The 18335-nt window shown below is 59.6% G+C and carries 19 protein-coding genes; 11 read left to right on the forward strand and 8 right to left on the reverse strand.

The window, feature by feature from the left end:
• Positions 1 to 72: 72 nt before the first annotated feature.
• The 3 genes from BCM02_RS22650 to ylbJ form a co-directional block, all read right to left on the reverse strand.
• Positions 73 to 1830, reverse strand: coding sequence for an ABC transporter ATP-binding protein (locus BCM02_RS22650; RefSeq protein WP_148931417.1), 1758 nt, complete (start codon positions 1828 to 1830; stop codon positions 73 to 75).
• Entirely contained in the window at positions 1830 to 2627 is a 798-nt protein-coding gene (locus BCM02_RS22655) for an NAD kinase (RefSeq protein WP_148931418.1), read from the reverse strand. Before BCM02_RS22655 ends, BCM02_RS22650 begins: the two co-directional genes overlap by 1 nt.
• Before the next feature lie 66 nt (positions 2628 to 2693).
• Positions 2694 to 3770: a sporulation integral membrane protein YlbJ gene (ylbJ, locus tag BCM02_RS22660; RefSeq protein ID WP_246183509.1), complete on the reverse strand. Its 1077-nt coding sequence runs from the start codon at positions 3768 to 3770 to the stop codon at positions 2694 to 2696.
• A gap of 457 nt (positions 3771 to 4227) precedes the next feature.
• Between ylbJ and BCM02_RS22665 the strand changes: the two genes are divergently transcribed.
• On the forward strand, positions 4228 to 4620 hold the full coding sequence (locus BCM02_RS22665) for a globin domain-containing protein (RefSeq protein WP_148931711.1): 393 nt from the start codon (positions 4228 to 4230) through the stop codon (positions 4618 to 4620).
• A gap of 5 nt (positions 4621 to 4625) precedes the next feature.
• On the forward strand, positions 4626 to 5324 hold the full coding sequence (locus BCM02_RS22670) for a DUF2225 domain-containing protein (protein WP_148931419.1): 699 nt from the start codon (positions 4626 to 4628) through the stop codon (positions 5322 to 5324).
• A gap of 159 nt (positions 5325 to 5483) precedes the next feature.
• Here the strand turns inward: BCM02_RS22670 and BCM02_RS22675 are convergent, their stop codons facing one another.
• The 4 genes from BCM02_RS22675 to BCM02_RS22690 form a co-directional block, all read right to left on the reverse strand.
• Complete coding sequence (locus BCM02_RS22675) at positions 5484 to 6173, reverse strand: AIM24 family protein (protein ID WP_148931420.1); 690 nt, start codon at positions 6171 to 6173, stop codon at positions 5484 to 5486.
• Positions 6170 to 6670, reverse strand: coding sequence for a hypothetical protein (locus BCM02_RS22680; protein ID WP_148931421.1), 501 nt, complete (start codon positions 6668 to 6670; stop codon positions 6170 to 6172). Before BCM02_RS22680 ends, BCM02_RS22675 begins: the two co-directional genes overlap by 4 nt.
• 96 nt (positions 6671 to 6766) lie before the next feature.
• Positions 6767 to 7003 carry a hypothetical protein gene (locus BCM02_RS22685; protein ID WP_148931422.1) on the reverse strand — a complete coding sequence of 79 codons (237 nt, stop codon included), beginning with the start codon at positions 7001 to 7003 and terminating at the stop codon, positions 6767 to 6769.
• Complete coding sequence (locus BCM02_RS22690) at positions 7000 to 7188, reverse strand: YycC family protein (protein ID WP_148931423.1); 189 nt, start codon at positions 7186 to 7188, stop codon at positions 7000 to 7002. The genes BCM02_RS22685 and BCM02_RS22690 overlap by 4 nt, the downstream gene beginning before the upstream one ends.
• A 307-nt stretch (positions 7189 to 7495) precedes the next feature.
• On the opposite strand from BCM02_RS22690, the gene BCM02_RS22695 reads away from it, so the two are divergent.
• Positions 7496 to 9280, forward strand: a complete 1785-nt coding sequence (locus BCM02_RS22695; RefSeq protein ID WP_148931424.1) for a M3 family oligoendopeptidase — start codon at positions 7496 to 7498, stop codon at positions 9278 to 9280.
• A gap of 184 nt (positions 9281 to 9464) precedes the next feature.
• Positions 9465 to 9926 carry a nucleoside-diphosphate kinase gene (gene ndk, locus BCM02_RS22700; protein WP_148931425.1) on the forward strand — a complete coding sequence of 154 codons (462 nt, stop codon included), beginning with the start codon at positions 9465 to 9467 and terminating at the stop codon, positions 9924 to 9926.
• A gap of 186 nt (positions 9927 to 10112) precedes the next feature.
• Here ndk and BCM02_RS22705 read toward each other — a convergent pair whose 3' ends face one another.
• On the reverse strand, positions 10113 to 10745 hold the full coding sequence (locus BCM02_RS22705) for a nitroreductase family protein (RefSeq protein ID WP_148931426.1): 633 nt from the start codon (positions 10743 to 10745) through the stop codon (positions 10113 to 10115).
• A 294-nt stretch (positions 10746 to 11039) separates the two neighbouring features.
• Here BCM02_RS22705 and BCM02_RS22710 point away from each other — a divergent pair, with 294 nt between their 5' ends.
• The 7 genes from BCM02_RS22710 (at position 11040) to BCM02_RS22740 (ending at position 18308) form a co-directional block, all read left to right on the forward strand.
• The gene (locus BCM02_RS22710; protein ID WP_148931427.1) at positions 11040 to 12140 is read left to right on the forward strand and encodes a P-loop NTPase family protein; all 1101 of its coding nucleotides are present in this window, start codon (positions 11040 to 11042) and stop codon (positions 12138 to 12140) included.
• Between the two features lie 11 nt (positions 12141 to 12151).
• Positions 12152 to 13366: a TadA family conjugal transfer-associated ATPase gene (locus BCM02_RS22715; RefSeq protein WP_148931712.1), complete on the forward strand. Its 1215-nt coding sequence runs from the start codon at positions 12152 to 12154 to the stop codon at positions 13364 to 13366.
• Positions 13363 to 14187, forward strand: a complete 825-nt coding sequence (locus BCM02_RS22720; protein WP_425466198.1) for a type II secretion system F family protein — start codon at positions 13363 to 13365, stop codon at positions 14185 to 14187. The genes BCM02_RS22715 and BCM02_RS22720 overlap by 4 nt, the downstream gene beginning before the upstream one ends.
• Positions 14188 to 14256: 69 nt before the next feature.
• Positions 14257 to 15132: a type II secretion system F family protein gene (locus BCM02_RS22725; RefSeq protein WP_187434361.1), complete on the forward strand. Its 876-nt coding sequence runs from the start codon at positions 14257 to 14259 to the stop codon at positions 15130 to 15132.
• A gap of 44 nt (positions 15133 to 15176) precedes the next feature.
• Complete coding sequence (locus BCM02_RS22730) at positions 15177 to 15368, forward strand: Flp1 family type IVb pilin (RefSeq protein ID WP_148931429.1); 192 nt, start codon at positions 15177 to 15179, stop codon at positions 15366 to 15368.
• On the forward strand, positions 15337 to 16053 hold the full coding sequence (locus BCM02_RS22735) for a TadE/TadG family type IV pilus assembly protein (protein WP_148931430.1): 717 nt from the start codon (positions 15337 to 15339) through the stop codon (positions 16051 to 16053). Before BCM02_RS22730 ends, BCM02_RS22735 begins: the two co-directional genes overlap by 32 nt.
• A gap of 26 nt (positions 16054 to 16079) precedes the next feature.
• The gene (locus BCM02_RS22740; protein WP_148931431.1) at positions 16080 to 18308 is read left to right on the forward strand and encodes a hypothetical protein; all 2229 of its coding nucleotides are present in this window, start codon (positions 16080 to 16082) and stop codon (positions 18306 to 18308) included.
• Positions 18309 to 18335: the final 27 nt, after the last annotated feature.

Genomic DNA, 18335 nt, shown 5'->3' on the forward strand with positions numbered 1-18335 from the left:
CCCCTATTGCGGGCAGCGGATGGCTTTTGTTGATTTTGCTAGAAGGGGGCCAGTCGATGGGCGAGCTCGCGATTAGTCGAGATGCTGCACCCGATATAAGCGAGCATAAGCGCCATCCGCCTGCATCAGTTCATCGTGCGTGCCTTGTTCGATAATGGCGCCGTGCTCGAGTACGACGATTCGATCCGCATGCGTAATCGTGGACAGCCGATGCGCGACGATGAGCGTAGTTCGGTTATGGGCGAGCTCCCCGAGCGAGGCTTGGATCGCGTGTTCGGATTCCAGGTCCAGCGCGGACGTCGCTTCATCGAGTACGAGGATGGCCGGATCCTTGAGGAACACGCGGGCGATGGCGATCCGCTGCTTCTGCCCGCCGGACAGCTTCACCCCGCGTTCGCCGATCTCGGTGTCGTAGCCCGCCGACAATCCTTCGATGAACGCATGCGCGCTCGCTTGGACGGCGGCTGCTCGAATGTCCTCGTCCGAGGCGTCCGGCCGACCGAGTCGGATGTTATCGCGAACGGTGCCGCTGAATAGGATGTTATCCTGCAGCACCATGCCGATTTGGCCGCGAAGACTGCTCTGCGTCACGGTCCGAATATCGCGTCCGTCAATGGAGACGACGCCTTCCTGGACGTCGTAGAAGCGGGCGAGCAGGCTGACGATCGAGGATTTGCCGCCCCCGCTCATGCCGACGAGCGCGAACGTATGTCCGGCTGGGATATGAAGATTGATGTCGCGAAGCACCCTAGCTCCGTCGTCCAAGTATCGGAACGACACGTCGCGGAACTCAATGTCTCCTCTTACGCGGGCGAGCGGCTCGGCGCCTGGCCGATCCTTGATTTCGGGCTCCTCCTCGAGCAATTCCACGACCCGTTCAAGCGAAGCGGACGCTTGCGTCAGCTCGGTCGAAGCGTTCACGAGTCTGCGCAGCGGGGAATAGAGGCGGTCGAGATAGCCGTAGAAGGCTACGAAGCCCCCGAGCGACAGGTAATTCATTGCCACGAGATAGCCCCCATAAGCGAGCACGAGCAGCGGCGCGATCTCCGTCAGCGTATTCACGATCGATTGCGTGAGCGCGTTCCAGCGGGTCAGGGCGAGCGCGCGATCCAGGAACGCGCGGTTGCGTCGCCGGAACTGCTCCTCCTCGTAGGATTCCAGCGTGAAGCTCTTGACGACCGGGATGCCGTTCACGTGTTCGCCTAGATACCCCTGCATCTCCGCCAGCGCCTGGCTTCTGGCGCGCGAGTATTCGCGCAGCCGGCGGTACAGCTTCTTGACGGCCACGCCGTAGAAGGGGAGCACGGCGATCGAGACCAACGTGAGCGTCGCATCCATATGAAACATGACCGCCAGCGCCAGGATGAGCGTGAAGATGTCCAGCCAGACGTTCATCAAGCCCGTTTCGACGAGCGACTTCGTCTGTTCGGCATCGTTGATGATCCGGGAGATGATCTCGCCGGATTTACGGTTTTGGTAGAACCGCAGCGACAGCCGCTGCAGATGGCTCTGCAGCCGGGTGCGCAGGTCGAACAGAATGCGGCTGGTCGTCATTTGGGCAAAATATTGGCGGAAATATTCGATCGGATAGCGGAGGACGACGAAGACGAAGAAGGCGACCGCGATCGCCTTCATCAACCGGGCGGCCTTCTCCTCCGGCGCTTGACCCGATAACAGAATATCGTCGATTACGTATTTCAGGAAAAGCGGGAACGCAAGCGGAATCGCGAACTTCAAGGCCCCTATAAGCAGCGTCAGGCCGATCAGCCACTTATAAGGCTTCACGACCTGTAGATATACGGTAAATGGGGTAGACTCGCGCCTTTTCATTATTTCACGTCGTAGCCGAGGAACGCTTCTCGGACCCTTGTCCAGAACGGGAACGGTCGGTACCGGGCGAAGCTGATCTTGTGCGCGGCCACGCTGCATCTAATGGAGCGGATATCCGAGCTCATCATGTTGATATGGTCGAACGAGAGCTGTAGACGCTGCTGCTTGCGCGAGATGATATCGCAATGGTGATGCTGGGGCAGTATCGCGGACGAGCCCAGCGTCCGGTATACCCGGTTATTAATGGACGCGATCTCCGCGATCTGGATCGCTTCCAGCGACGGGTGAATGATTGCGCCGCCCAAGCTTTTGTTGTAGGCGGTGCTGCCCGATGGCGTCGAGACGACGATGCCGTCGCCGCGGAACATCTCGAACAGTTCGTCGTTAATATCGATCTGCGCGACGAGCGTGCCGTCCACGCCTTTGATCGTGAATTCGTTCAGCACGAGACGGTTCACGATTCCCTCCGCCGTGTCTAGTTCGATCTGCGCGAGCGGATAGCGGATGATGCGGGGCGCGGCCTCCGTCATCATGCGCACGAGCTCCTCTAGCTCGTCTGCTTTCCAATCGGCGAAAAAACCGAGATGGCCGGTATGGACGCCCACGAAGGCAACCTCGGCGATTCGGTCGCTGTAGGAATGGAACGCCTGCAGCAGCGTGCCGTCGCCGCCGATGGAGATGACCATCTCAGGTGCCTTCTCGTTCAGCGTCATGCCGCTTGCGCCAGCCAGCTCATGAAAACGCGCCGCCAGCTGCTTCGACAGCTGATCGCCTCTGTCCACTACGACGTAATTCAAAGCCCATTAGCCCCTTCCGGTCGGATATTACCTCGATCATAGCGGAAAATGCCGGCAAACACAACGTTAGCCGGCCGGGCCGAGATAGCTCCACAGCGCATATACCAAGAGGGCGGCTAGGCAGCCATGCGCGAGTCTGGCGATCAAGAAAGGCTTATATCGCAGGGCTGTCCGGCTGAGAAGACTGACGACCTGCGCATGGACCGATAGGCCTCCCCAGGAGAGAATGAAGGCCGCGATCGCCGTTTGATGGAGGAGTCCGCTGCCGGCGGCCGCGCCTGCCGTCTTGGCGCCAAGCGTCACTTCGAACAGGCCGTTCACGACCGCCTCGGCCAGCGCCGCCGGCATGCCGACCGCATGCATGAAGGCACTGATCCCCGAAGCGATAGCGTGCAGCAGACCGATGCTTGTGGCGAGCTCCATGACCACGGAGAAGAATACGACGAGCCCGCCGACGACGACCATCAGCTTGAGCGCGGATTGTACGGCATCCTGGAGCAGCGCGCCGACCGGACGTCCGTCTAGCAGGCGAGCGCGGTGCATGGCGGTGAAGGCTTGGGCCATGCGCGGTCTGCTGCGGGATTCGGAGCCGGCCTCGCGCACCGGGGTGCCCGTCTCCCGGCGGTCGTGAAACCGCATCAGCAGGCCGATAATCATCGCGCCGCCATAGTGCGCCGCGGCCAGCACCGGGGCGAGCGCGGCGTTGTGGAAGAAACCGACCGATACGGCGCCGATCAGGAAAATCGGGTCGGACGTCGTCGTGATCGCGACCAAACGTTCCCCCTCGGCACGGGAAATAAGACGCTGATCCCATAGCTGCGAGGTGAGCCGCGCGCCGACCGGATAGCCGGAAGCAAAGCCCATGGCGAATACGAACGCTCCGCTGCCGGGAATCCGGAAGAGCGGACGCATGAGCGGGTCGAGCAGGGTGCCGAAGAAATGGACAATGCCGAATCCGATCAGCACCTCGGAGATGACGAAGAACGGGAACAACGCCGGGAACAGCACCTCCCACCAAATCGACAGCCCCCGTACCGCGGCTTGCAGCGAAGCGGAAGGAAAGGCGGCCAGCAGAAGCGCCAAGAGGACGGCGGTCCAGGCGGGGATGACTTGAGGACGAAACAGAAAGCGGACATGCTGCACGGAAAGTCCCTCCACATCGGGTATTGGCGTACAAGCCGAGGCGAGTCTCTATCGTTATATGCGGGGAGCGGGACAATCCATGACAATTGTGAACCGAAGCAGGCATAAAATTCAATAAAATTGGGTAAAATGAAAGTAGTAAACGCTTGCAAAAAGTGCTGTTATTTCGCCATGTTTGTGGTAAAATATTGATACAACCAAACGTTGGGGTGATGAATGATGAGTTTTGTTGCAGGCATCCTCGTTTGCGCTTTCGTATATGTCATCCGCGAGTCGCTGTTAGCGCCGGGCGAAGAGGACTACGAGAGCTAGTCAATTATGACCGAAGTACCATATAGTCGCAGAATGCCCTTCACCGGAGGGCATTTTTTTTGTGCGGTAAATTGTTGCATCTCCGCACAGATAAGCTTTTTGTGTTATACTACAAAAGACCTAAAGAAAGAGGTTGTACTTACCGATGAACAACTATAGAACTATTTACGAAGCGGTTGGCGAATATGATGGAATAGGTCGGATTGTCGGGTTATTTTATCCTAAAGTTCAGCGGCATCCGCTGCTGGGGCCATTGTTTCCTGAAGATATAATTCCGGTTATGGAGAAACAGCAGCTGTTTCTCACTCAGTTTTTCGGCGGACCCACTTTATACTCCGATGCTTATGGACATCCGATGATGCGAGCGCGCCATCTGCCGTTCCCGATTACGCCCGAGCGAGCGGAAGCCTGGCTCTCGTGCATGCGCGAAGCGCTGGCGGAGACGGGAATGCCGGAGGAACTGCAAGAAATCGTGATCGAGCGGCTGTCCGGGCCGGCGCATCACTTTGTGAACACTACCAACGAACGGGAGACGTGACCGTCATGGAACCGCTTTACCAGTCCACGATAACGTGCATTTGCTGCCAAGCCCAATTTCAAACGTCGCGGGTTCGTCCAAGCTTCAAGCGGGTCGTGTCGCGGGATACGGACTTTTGCGCGTATTACAAGAACGGGATTAATCCGGACTTCTACGTCGTTCGGGTATGCCCTTCCTGCGGGTACGCGTCGACGGAGAACGGCACGCAGCAACTAACGGACGTAAAGCGGAGATATTACTACGAGCGGTTCGGCTCCTCTTGGGTTCACCGCGATTACGGCGGCGAGCGCACGGTGGAGCAGGCGCTCGATACGTACAAGCTCGCGCTCATTTGCGCCCAGGTGGCCGGCACGAGCGAACGCGTCATGGCCGGGCTGCTGCACCATATCGCTTGGCTGTACCGCTATATGGGCAATAAGGCGCAAGAAGAACGTTTCCTGCAGTTCGCGCTGCAGTCGTATACCGCGGTGTACGAGACGGAAGGCGGTTCGGTCAACGACGCGAAGCTGATGTTCTTGCTCGGCGAGCTGCACCGTCTGCTGGGCGACCGCAACACGGCCGTGCGCTGGTTCTCGCGCGTCGTGAACGACAAGCGCATCGTCGACGCGACGATGATCCGGGCCAGCCGCGAGCAGTGGCAGCTCCTGCGCGAAGAGATGAAGCGGGAAGGTTTGTACATGGAGGAAGAGCGGCTGAACGCGTAAGAGCGGAGGCCTGATGACCGTGCGGTCCCTTAGGGGCTGCACGGTTTTCTTTTTGCGAAAGGGCACCCGTATGCAACGTCAATCGTCGTTGGCCTACGCGGATGAATAACGAAACTCCGGTGCCGCGAAGGACCGGAGTTTGGAGTTTCATGCGATGAATTATTTGATATAAATGCTGCCGAACGGCAAGACTTCGCGCAAAATTCGCTTAATGACGCTGTCTCCGCGGAGCTGGTCCTCCAGCTGCGGGTCGCGGGAGCCGGTCTGGATCAGCACGGGGCCTTTGCCGGTTAGCTCCCATTGCACCTGCATATGCTGGCTGGCGAGCGGGTTCCCGTAGACGGTCAGCTTGACGTTGGCCTTCTCGGGATACGCGACGAGCGAGCTTTTCTCCACATACAGCGGGCGGTTCTCGTCCAGCTGCAGCACGGCCAGATCGCCGGTAACGAGGATGCCGAGCGTACCTGGACCGCTGAAGCGCATTCGTACCCATTCATGGGTGATCCAAGCGGTTTTGAATTTCTGGATGCGGCTCTTCATGCCCATGCCTTCCGAATAGAGGAGCACATGTCGAAAATCGAACATGAGGTCGCTGTCCGCCGGAATATCGATCGGCTCGAGGGTGCAGCCTGCGGGCAAGCCGAGCACGAATTGGGACGGTCCCTGCATGCGCGAACGAATCCATTTCTTCTTGCGGTACATGCCGGCCAGATCCATGAATTTGTCCTCGCGCAGCGTCGGCGCGCCCTGGAACGCGATAATCGAGCGGGGGTGCAGCACGTGGACGGCTTCTTCCTCCGTTAACTCCACCATGGCATGTCCGACGGGAGCCGGGGCGTTCACTTTCATTCGGAGCCACCTCCCGCGGAACGGTTGCTGCGCCACGCCCGGTATCGCCATATGCGAACCGAGACGATGTACAGCAGTCCGGCGCCGGCGAACACGAGGACGGATGCGGCGATTTTGCGGTAGAACCGTTTGCGCTCCGATTGATCGTTCTCCAGCTGTTCCATTCGCGTCAGCAGCGTTTCGTTTTGTTCCATGAGCGCCTCGTTCTGCTGCCGGTACGTTTCGTTCTCCCGCATCAGCTTCAGCTGCTGCTGCGCGTACTCGTCCGCTTTGCGGCGGGCTTCGTCGAGCTCTTCCTGGGTCTGGACGAATTGCTGCTGCAGCTCGTCCAGCTTCTCGGGCGCATTGTAAATATCTTTGAACCGGTCGATGACGCTGCCGTCGGCCGAAGGGGGCGCGCTCGCGAGCAGCCCGGCCGCAACCACGGCAGCCATCCCGATTCGCGCGTAACGTTTCATCGTCATCACCTCGGTTGCCTTGCGGAACGTTTGTTTCATTGTACCCCGCGGTTTCTCGTTTGAACAGCGGGGATGGACCGCGGGAGCAATTGGCATGTCGGCATATACGCTGCCGATTGCGGGCCGATCCGGCGGCTACCCTTTGCGCAGCTTCGTGTCCGTCAGCAAATAGTCGGCGTCCGCGTCCACCACCGTCACCCGGCCGTGGCAGCAGGGGAACACGAGCAACCGTTTCTTCCCGGTCTTGATGTCCTTCAGCTCGGCTGGCCGCAGCGGCAGCAGTACGTTGTCCGCGCCGCAGAAGGGGCAGGAGGGGACGTACACGTCCTTCATCTGGATATCGTAGGGCCAGGCCCGTTCGAACGGAATCAAGGCTTGTCCTCTCCTTTGGCGTCTAGACCTTCGGATGCTGCAGGCGAGGCGGATTTCGCGGCCAGTTCGGCCATTTTCTGCATCAAAATATGTTTGGGCATATGCATCAGATGCTCGATCGGCACATTTAATTCTTTCGACAGCCGGATTGCGGTCTCCGGCGAAATTTGAAGCGGTCTGGACATGGGGGTACAACTCCTTTGGTCGGCGGAGGCCGTCCCGGTTCTCGGGAAATGGGTGAAAAGGTTGGCAATGCGGCGCTCCGTTTCAGTATAATTCAGTTATACACCGCTTCGAGGGAGCGCGCAACGGAAGCGGCCGTTCCGGCGGGCGAAGATGCATGTACATATGGGTTTCCAATTCGATTTTGTTGCAGCAGGATTGTAGAAGCAATGCTACACCAAAACAAAACTTATGCTTCCGAAGCGATTTTTTGTTGCGCAGCAAAATCGAAGAAGCAATGCTCCACAAAAAATTTTAGGAGGTTCAATCATGACCTTTCCCCAAGTTTGGGATCTAGATGTCATCTACCCGGGCGGTTCGAAATCGTCTGCTTTCGTCCAGGAGCTGGACGGCATGGAGCGGGATATCCGCGCGCTGGAAGAGGAACTTCAAGCGGCTAAAGGCGATTCGCCTACGGCGGCGCAGCTGGCAGGCTGGACAGCCGTGGTGCAATCCGTGCTCGGTCGCGTTCATCAGGCGGATTCGTTCGTCGGCTGTCTGCTCGCCGAGCAAATGAAAGATACGGCGGCCGTCGCGCTGAACGATCGCGTTCGCACGATCGCGGCGCGGTTCAATACGGCGCTGACGAGCTTCGACGAGCAGCTGAGCGCGGCTTCTGACGCCGACTGGGCCGGGTTCCTGGCGCAGGATGCGATCGCGCCGGTCGCCTTCCGTCTGCAGGAGAGACGCGACGACGCGAAGGAGAAGCTGGCGCCGGCGCTGGAGGCGCTGGCGGGCGAGCTGGCCGTCGACGGTTACCACGGCTGGGGCGAGTTTTACAATACGGTCGTCTCGCGCACGCAGTTCCATACCGTGGACAAGGACGGGCAGGCGAAGACGCTGTCGGTCGGTCAAATGGCGAATAAGCTGTCCGACGGCGACCGCGCGGTTCGCGACGAGGCGTTCGCGCATTGGGAGCGCGTCTGGGGCGAACAGTCCGAACTTTGCGCCGAAGCGCTGAACCGGCTGTCGGGCTTCCGGCTGAAGCTGTACGAGAAACGGGGATGGGCTTCCGTGTTGAAGGAGCCGCTCGCGATTAACCGGATGAGCGAGGCCACGCTGAACGCCATGTGGTCGGCGGTGAACGAAGGCAAGCCGGCGCTGGCGCGATATCTCGACCGCAAGGCGAAGCTGCTTGGTCTGGAGAAGCTGGACTGGCACGACGTCGACGCGCCGCTCGGTTCGGCATCCCGTACGGTCTCTTATGACGAAGGGGCGGCTCTAATCTTGGATTCGTTCCGCAAGTTTAGCGCGGACCTGGCCGACTTCTCGGAGATGGCGTTCAAGGACGGCTGGATCGAGGCGGAGGACCGCGCCGGCAAGCGTCCCGGCGGGTTCTGCACGTCGTTCCCGCTCAGCGGGCAAACCCGGATTTTCATGACCTATTCCGGCACGATGAACAACATCTCCACGCTCGCGCACGAGCTAGGTCACGCGTACCATCAGCATGTGTTGAACGATCTCCAGCCGTTCGCCCACGAATACGCGATGAACGTCGCGGAGACGGCTTCCACGTTCGCGGAGCTTATTCTATCCGATGCGACGATGGCGATGGCGAAGGATCGGGACGAGAAACTCGGCATGCTCGACGATAAGCTGCAGCGCTCGGTGGCGTTTTTCATGAACATCCACGCGCGGTTCTTGTTCGAGACGCGGTTCTATGACAAGCGCCGCGAAGGCATGGTGACCGTCGAAGAGCTGAACGAGCTGATGACGGAAGCGCAGAACGTAGCCTACAGCGGCGCGCTCGGCAAGCTGCACCCGCATTTCTGGGCGGCGAAGCTGCATTTCTACGCGACGGACGTGCCGTTCTATAACTTCCCGTATACGTTCGGTTACTTATTCAGTTGCGGGCTGTACGCGATCGCCCAAAAGGAAGGGCCTTCGTTCGCGGATCGCTACGTCGCGCTGCTGCGCGATACGGGATTGATGACGGTCGAGGAGTTGGCGCAGAAGCATCTGGGCGTGCGCCTGGACGAACCGGGGTTCTGGCGCGGGGCGGTGGCGCTGACGACGGCGGACGTCGAAGCTTTCCTGACAATGACCGCCGAATAGTACATTCGAACCGCGCTCGTATCCTTAAGTGAGAGGAGTTCCGGATTTTCGTTAACCCCGTGAATGAATTGTGGGGATTAATGGAAAACTGGATAGTGAGACTGCGGCGGCGGCATCATGTTGTAGGGCTGCCGGCCGTATGGGAAACTCGAACTCTGCTTGAACGAAAGGGGACGACCGCATCATGGAACGCACGTTTGTCATGGTTAAGCCCGATGGCGTCAAAAGAGGATTGATTGGGGACATCGTGTCCCGATTCGAGCAAAAAGGCTTCACGTTAAGAGGCATTAAGCTGCTGCATATCGACCGTCCGCTTGCGGAACGGCATTACGGCGAGCACCGGGAGAAGCCGTTCTTCGGAGAGCTTGTCGATTATTTAACGTCGGGCGAAGCGTGCGCGATGATTTGGGAAGGACAGCACGCGGTCGCGAACGCCAGAAGTCTCATCGGCAAAACGAATCCGGTCGAGGCGGTGCCCGGCACGATCCGCGGGGATTTCGCGATGGACGTGGCGAGCAACGTCGTGCATGGCTCGGATTCGCCGGAAAGCGCGGAGCGCGAAATCTCGCTGTTCTTCGGCGAGAGCGCAGCCGTTTATATGTTCCCGAACCCGCCGATCACGCATTCCGCGAACGCAGCGCATTAAGATCGAGACGAGAAAACCGGATTGTCCGGACCGTCTGCTGGAGCGTAATGCTCGAGCGGGTTGGTCGGCATTCCGGTTTTTTTCTAGCAATCTGTCTGTTCGGTTGGTCGGTTATGCGTGAGAGAGTATAGCAAAAAGCCGTCTCCCGGCGGAAGACGGCTTGCAAGCGGCGATGCCGCAAACAATTTAGAACGATTCGTTGATGACGAGCTCGCTCAGCGGCAGACGACCGGACGCGCGAGCGGGTTTCGCCGCTTCGCCGATTGGAACGAGCATGACCGGGAAGAAACGGTCCGGGATGTTCAGTTCTTTCACGAGCGCTTCGGCGTTGAAGCCGCCCATTGGCACGGTGTCGTAGCCTTTCGCTTTCGCGGCCAGCATCAACTGCATCGAAGCGAGACCGGCATTCTTGTTGGCTTCGTCGCGCGCAACTTGGGCGGACGTATAAGCGCCGTCGATTTGGCCGACGAGCGTGTCGCGAACTTGCTGCGGTACGGCGCCCGCTGCAACCGCGGCGTCGTAAATTTGGTGGCCCGTCAGGTTGGCTTGGAGGTCACCCAGGACAACGACGACGACGGAAGCGTCGGAAACTTGCTTCTGGCCGTATGCGATCGGGAGAAGGCGGTCTTTGTTCGCTTGCTCCTTCACGACGAGGAAACGCCATTGCTGCAGGTTCCAAGAGGACGGCGCGCTCGCGGCCAGCGTCAAGATTTCGTTCAGCGTTTCTTCGGGAATAACGACGTCGCGGTTGTATTCGCGTACCGAATGGCGTTCGAGCATTACTTGTTCGGCGTTAAGAGCGGTGTTGGATTGAGTCATGATTTTCTCTCCTTTTATCTTCTGTGTTTTGTAAGCTAACGATAGTATAATCAACTATATTATTTTTAGCAACTGATTTTTCACGCAGAGCTTACGCAAGCGATCTGTAGAAAAAAGGTTGACCTGGTTAGACGGACCATGGTAAAGTATGGACAAATTTAACTGAGTAGCTGCGGCCAAACTTGGCCGTTGCTTATTACGGAAGCACCGTAAGTTACGCGTACTAAGCGTAGTTTATGGTGCTTTTTTGCGTTTTCTTTCATACATCGAACTTCAGGAAAGAGGTGGATGCGCATGCACAAGCAGCAGCTTGTCGCCGCCGTGAGGGAAGCGGATTATCTCGAGCGCCTGGCCGACTACATCCGGCATTCGGCATTCGGCGAGCGGTGGCAATTAACGGCGTTTACGAATCCGCAGGCGCTTCGCCAATATTTAAAATCCGGTTATCCGGTTGATCTGCTCGTCGCGCAGACGGCCTTCTCGTCGCAGATCGAAGAATCGGGCGTCTCCTGCCGAACGGGGCTGTTCGTTCCCCTCGGCCATGCGTGCGGCGAGCGGGAGATCGCGCAATTTCAACCGTTGCCAGCGCTGCTTCAGGCGTTCGAGGCGTTGTATTCTTCTGGCGCGCCGGGCGGGAATGGAGCGGTAAGGGGAACGAAAGAGAGCGCGGTGATCACGGTGTGCGGCGCGGGATCGGGGATCGGAAAGACGACGCTGGCCCTCCGGCTTGCTCAAGCCATGGGCGCGCGAGGCGGCAGCGCCTTCTACTTGAATCTCGAACAGTGGAACGCTTCCGAATCGTGGCTCGGCCGCGAAGGCAGGAAGGATGCGCTGTCGGAGCTGCTCTATACGCTGCAATCGGAGCCGGAACAGGCAGCCGGCCGGCTGAACGAGCTGAAGTGCCGGCACGCCGGATTGAAGATCGACTATATACCGCCGTGCCCGAATCCGGAGGAGCGGGAATCGATGACGGCCGAACTGTCGGAGCTGCTCATTCGAACTGTAAGGGAGAGCGGCCGCTACGACCTGCTTGTCATCGATACGGACGGACGGTTCGATTCCGTCGCGATCCGGGCGATGCAAGCATCGGATACGATGCTGTGGATGACGGAGCCTAATGCCGCTTCCCGAATCAAGACCGAGATGGCATGGGCTCATCTCAAAGGCAGGTGGGGAGAACGGGCCGCCGAACTAGCGCAGCGCATCAGCTGGATTGCCGTTCAGCCAGAAGGAGCTGGCGCCGAGCGATATGCGGAGACTAGGGTTCGAATCGACCACGTCCTGCCGCCGGCCAAGGAGGGAAGCCCAGGGGCGGGGGCAAGCGCGTCGCCCGCTTACCGGGCCGCTATCGAGCATATATTAGAGCGCCAGCTGACGCGGGCAAGGGGGCGGTAGCGGTGGAAGAAATGGTACAGCTGCTGAAAGCCGATATCCGGGGCGGCCTCGATATGGAACATGCGATGAGCGATCACGATTTCCATTTGCTGATCGAACAGTACGTATTCAAATGGAGTCAATCTCATCCGCTGACGGCGATCCAGAAGGTGCAGCTCGTCCGTAGACTATACCATGCATTTCGCGGATTGGATATTCTGCAGCCGCTCATGGACGATCCGGATATAACGGAAGTGATGATTAACGACTACGACGAGATTTTCGTCGAGCGGCGAGGTCGTCTCGTCAAGCTGGCCTTATCGTTCGAGAGCCGCGGCAAGCTCGAGGATTTGATCCAGCATATCGTGGCGGGCGTCAATCGGGTCGTGAACGAATCCTCGCCGATCGTGGACGCGAGGCTCAAGGACGGCTCGCGGGTCCATATCGTCCTCCCGCCGGTTGCCCTTAAGGGGCCTTGCGTGACGATCCGGAAGTTTCCCGAGCGTCCGCTGCGAATGGACTCGCTGGTCGAGCTCGACGCGCTGACGCAAGAAGCCGCGGACTTCTTGAAACGGTTGGTAACCGCCAAATACAACATTTTCATCAGCGGCGGCACCGGCTCGGGCAAAACGACGTTCCTGAACGCGCTGTCGGCGTTCATTCCGCCGGATGAACGGATCATTACGGTGGAAGACGCCGCCGAGCTGCAAATTCGCACGATCCCGAATCTGGTGTCGCTGGAGACGCGCAACGCGAACACGGAAGGCAAAGGCGCGATCTCCATACGCGAGTTGATCCGGGCCTCCCTCCGGATGCGGCCGAACCGCATTATCGTGGGCGAGGTGCGGGGCGGGGAGGCGATCGATATGTTGCAGGCGATGAATACCGGCCATGACGGGTCGCTCAGTACGGGCCATGCCAACTCGGCTCGCGACATGCTGACCCGGCTGGAGACGATGGCGCTTGGGGGCGCGGACCTGCCGGTGCCGGTCATTCGCCAGCAAATCGGCTCCGCGATCGATATGATCGTGCATCTGTCGCGGCTGCGCGACCGGAGCAGGCGGGTGACGGAGATTTCCGAGATTACGGGCGTAAGCGGCGGAGAAGTGCAGCTTTCGACGCTGTTCCGATTCGAGGAAGAAGGCGAGCGGGAGGGGCGCGTACTGGGGAGCCTTCGGCCGACGGGAACGAAGCTTGCGCGAACGTGGAAGCTGCGAATGGCGGGGCTCGCCGGTGAGGCGCCGTGAGCGGGTTGACCAGACGAAAGGATGAGCTGGCGGCGCGGCTGGGCTCGCCTGGACGGGAAGCAGGGGCGGCTGCCGGGGGCTTGCCGGATTATCGGAAGCTTGAGCTGACGAGGAGACAATTTGTCGGTGCCGCATCGCTCGGCGCGGCGATCGTTTTTGCGGCCGCTTACTTGTTCTATCATTCGTGGGCGTTGTCGCTCCTCTTATCCGTCGCGGGCATTGTCGCGCCGAGGTTCTATCGGCGATCGCTCTTGGCAAGGCGGCGCCTCCGGCTGACGCTTCAATTCAAGGAGGCGCTGTACTCGCTGACGGCTTCGCTCGCGGCGGGCCGGTCGGTGGAGAACGCCTTCGCGGCCGCGCTGGACGACCTGAAGCTGCTGTATCCGAATCCCGATGCCGAGATCCGGACCGAGTTCGAGATTATCCGCACCAGGCTCGCTTACGGCGAACCGATGGAGCAAGCGCTGCTCGACTTCAAGCAGCGGGCGGATATCGAGGACATTTCGCAATTCGTCGACGTATTCGTTATTTGCAAGCGGACGGGCGGCGACCTCGTCGAGGTCATCCGGCGCACGTCTCAGACGATCGGGGAGAAGCTGGACGTTCAGCAGGAGATCGCGGTCATGGTGGCCCAGAAGAAATTCGAATCGCGCATTATGATGAGCATTCCGTTCGTGTTTATGGCGTTCCTCAGCTTCGCGGCGCCGGATTATATGGAGCCGCTCTACGGCGGCATCGGGTATGTGCTGCTTACGGTCGGGCTTATCATGCTGGGCGGGTGCTATTGGCTGATGTCCAAGCTGATGAACATTCAGGTTTAGTTGGCTATGAGGCGGGTTGCGTTGCCGCCATGGGTACAATGCCGGCGAATGAATATGGGGGAGAACGGAATGGTGATCATCTGGGTTAGTTTGCTCGCGGTCGGATGGGCGGCATGCGCAATAATGGCGCGGCGGCTTCCGGCGGCATCCCGTGAAGCGGCCAAGATGCTGGAGGGCGGAGATGCCCAGCGGATTTTGTTGGCGCTGCCTTTCCGGTACGCGCTGGAGCGTCTGGGGATGTACGACCGGCTGCAGATGCAGCTCGGCGAACTGCATGGCAAGCTGCTAATCGTGAAGGGGAGTTCGTGGACGTTGGAGGCAACCCGCTTGCATGCCGCCTCGGCGGTCGGCATTGGGTATGCGGCGGCCTGCATCGGGGCGGGAGCAGGCGCGGCTGGCGAAGAACCGACGATCTGTCTAATGGGACTGCTGCTCGGCGTGCTGCTTCCGGTCGTCAAATGGCGGGAGCCCGCCAAGCTGGTCGAGCGGCGCAAGCAGGACATGCTCATCGCCCTCCCGGACGTGCTAAGCAAGCTGACGCTGCAGCTCGCCGCCGGCGAGACGATGCAGCGCGCGCTTACCCGCTGCATCGTTCGGGCGCCCGGCAAGCCGGCTCACCCGCTACATGAGGAGTTGGCGAAAGCGTGCGAGGCCGTTCGCAACGGGGAATCGTTCGCCGCGGCCATGGAAGGCTTCAGCCGGCGCTGCGCGCTGCAAGAGGTGTCCTTGTTTACGACGACGCTGCTGCTGAATTACCGGCGGGGCGGCGACAAACTCGTTCTGTCGCTGAAGGAGCTGACGTATTCGCTTTGGGAAAGGCGCAAAGCGATTGCCAGGTCGCGCGGGGAAGAAGCCTCTTCGAAGCTGGTTTTTCCGCTGGTCGGTATATTCGTAGTGCTCATGATTCTCGTAGCCTCGCCCGCCGTCCTGTTGATGGGCTGGTAGCGGGGGCGCAATACAATTTTGATAGAAGAGGAGCGTGTCCGTATATGTTGACGGTCATGAAGAAGAAGGCAGGCGCGTTTTGGCGCGAAGACGAAGGGCTTGGAACGCTCGAAATCATTCTTATTATCGCGGTGGTCATTATTATCGCCCTGCTGTTCAAGGATTGGATCATCCAGCTGCTGGAGAACTTGATGGGCAAAGCCGATGACCAAGCGAACGAAATTTTCGCCGATTAGTCGCCTCAAGGCTTGGATGCGCGGCGAAGAGGGGAGCTATGCGCTGGAGGCTTCCTTTGTTTTCCCTGCTTTGTTCACGGTCATGGTGGCGCTGTTGTTGTTTGGCCTATATGTGTACCAGCAGGTCGCGGTCTATTATGTCGCTTCGGTCTCTGCGGAACGGGCGGCTTTCGTCTGGAACAACAGCCATCGCGATCCGGATAGCGGCATCGCGCCGGTCGGGGCATACGACGGCTTGTACTGGCGCGTAGGCGACGACGGCGCGCTGCAGTCGATATTTAAGCTGGCCGGCGCTTCGGGCTCTAGCGTCGAGGTTCCTATCGGTAACATTGGAGGCGACGACCGAGAGCCGGAAGCAAGCGAATCGCTTCCGGCTCGCAAGCTGGTCCGGATCACGGCTGGCGTGCCCGCTTTTCGGGAAGGACAGCTCGCTTATCTGAACCGGCTGCTGACGAAGGAGGTTGAGAGCGGTTTGTCGCCGCCGATGAACATCCCCTTGCTCGATCAGCTCGGACATCGGGTTTCCTTGCAGACGGCTAGCCGTGCATCGATCGTAGATCCTGTCGAGCTCATTCGAAACGTCGATTTGGCTCGTTATTACGCCGCCAAATGGAACAACCGCGCGGATGCCGTTCTTACGCGGGCGAATGCGGCTGTGGTCATCCAGCAGAAGGCTGCGCCTTAACAGGAAGCGGGAAGGAGAGAGCTGGTTTGAAGCAAGCAGGCAGTAAGTTTCCGGCCCGGCGTGGATTTTTCGCGCGATCGGAAGGTTCGGTCTCCATCTATATGATCGCCGCTACGGCCGCGCTCGTGCTCGTCATGAGCGTGCTGATCGATTACGCGCGGATCGCCGCATTCCGCAAACAGACGGAGATCGCGGCGCATGCCGGCATCCGCTCGGCGCTCTCCGCTTACGACGGGGAGCTGTACATGCGATACGGCTTGTTCGGCGCGGGCGGCAGCGACCGGAACGAACTGTTCGCGCAGGCGGCGAAGGGGCAGTGGCCAACGGAGAAAACAACCGGAGCCTTTCGCCTCGTGAACGGGCGCTACGAGACGTCGAAGGTTAATCTGCACGAGACGCTTGGCCGTCACGATATTTTGAAGCGCCAGATCCTGGAGGAGATGAAATACAAGGCGCCGGTCGATTTTACGCTGGAGGTCGCTTCGCAGTTCGCGCCGGCCGCGTCCGCCATGAAGGAAGCCCATGCCGCGATGACGATGCTGGAGAACGTGCGCAAGCTATACGACAAGCGAGAAGCGCATTTGCAGGCGGTGCTGGATTTGCAGAAAGCGATGCGGGATGCCGCCGGAGACATAGGAGCGATCATACCGTTCCGGAACCGGGACCTCGCCCAATCGCAGACGGTATTGAATGTCGTTGCCCGCTACCCGCATTATGTGGCGATGATGGAGGCCGACGCTTATTTAGAGAAGGATGAATATCCCGCTTATACCGCTCAGATCGCTTCGTACCGGGACGAGGCCAGAACCGTAACAAGCGAGCTGTTTCGCCAAAGCATGCTGGCGCTTCGCCGCCATCAGAATTTGGAGCGCCGGGCGCTCGAAGAGCTGGGGAAGGCGGAACGATTGAACGAGGAGATGCGCGCGGTCATCGCGCAGAACGAGCAGCAGCTCAATTCGGGTTATGACCGGGTGCAGAAATCGAAGGTGCCCGGAACGGCGGCCGGTTCTCCATCCGCGGCGGAGGTATCGCAGTTGGAGCAAGCCGGGCAGTCCGCGCAGCAGCTGCCGATGGCGCGGGAGTGGTTCGCCCGCTATGCGGAAGAACTCTCGGCGCAAACCGCGAATTACGCGTCCTTCGACGCCGAAGCGGCGGGCTTCCAGTCGTCGATGAACGCCGCGCTTGCCGGCTCGGGCTCGGCGGCGCTGCTGACGGAGAACGCGGCGCAGCTGCGCATAGCCTACGAACAGTATGACGCGAAGTACGGATTGAACGGGACGGTGATGCTGGAGCGGACGCAAGAGCTCGAAGCCCGTCAAGCGTCCGATCGGGAGCGGAAGAAGCAGGAGGCGAAAGCGGAAGCCAAGTGGAACGATATCCGGCGGATGCTCCATAACCTAACGGCTGTTCCGCAAGTTGCGGAGCATCAAGAGCAATTCGACCGCGTCAAGAAGCGTGCCGAAGCAAGTTTGGCCTTTAACGCGCTGAGCAATGAAGCGGGCTCGGATGCAATCGGACAGCTGCTGGAAGAGCCGAATGACGCGGCCGAGCAATCGATGCATCAGACCGGGGGCGTCTTCGACGGTCTGGCCGACATGCTCGAAGGGACGCGCGACACGGTATATATGAATGAATACGTCATTAACCGCTTCTCCATGTTCGACCCGCAGAAAATGCAGGGCGCGCTGCTCAACGGGGATGCGAGCGAATATGCCCATGCGCTGAGCTTGAATAACCAGGAGACGGAGTATATCTTGTACGGCTTCCACAGCCCCGCCGCCAATGTGGCCGCGGCGGCCGGCGAGGTGTTCGCGATGAGGCTTGCCATCCGGACTATGGAAGGGCTGATCGAGTGCAGAACGATGATGCACCCGCTGCTCATTTTGGCGGGCGCGGTCCTTTACGGCCTCGAACATGCGGCGGCGGATATGATCCGACTCGTGCAGACCGGCACGACGCCATTGTCCAAGTATGCGCCCGTAGAGGTCGCTTACCGGGACTATATGCGTCTGTTTCTATTGCTGCATGACGATGGGCCGAAGCGATTGGCCCGCATGGCGGCCGTTATGGAGCAAAATACGGGATTGCAGCTGGCGCGGGTCGGAACGGGTTGGACGGGGGAGCTGCGCGCATCGGTCAACGTGTGGTTTCTTCCCGGCGTCATGAATCGGTTCGCCGAATGGGGACTGCTCGACGGGAAGGTGGCGGACGGACGCTATGAGATAGACCGAACGGTCGGCATGTCGTACAGCTAACGTTGCCTCGCTTTTGCGAAGCGGCGG

It is taken from the genome of Paenibacillus methanolicus (assembly GCF_008124765.1).
GTDB classification, from domain to species: Bacteria; Bacillota; Bacilli; order Paenibacillales; family Paenibacillaceae; genus Paenibacillus_Z; species Paenibacillus_Z methanolicus.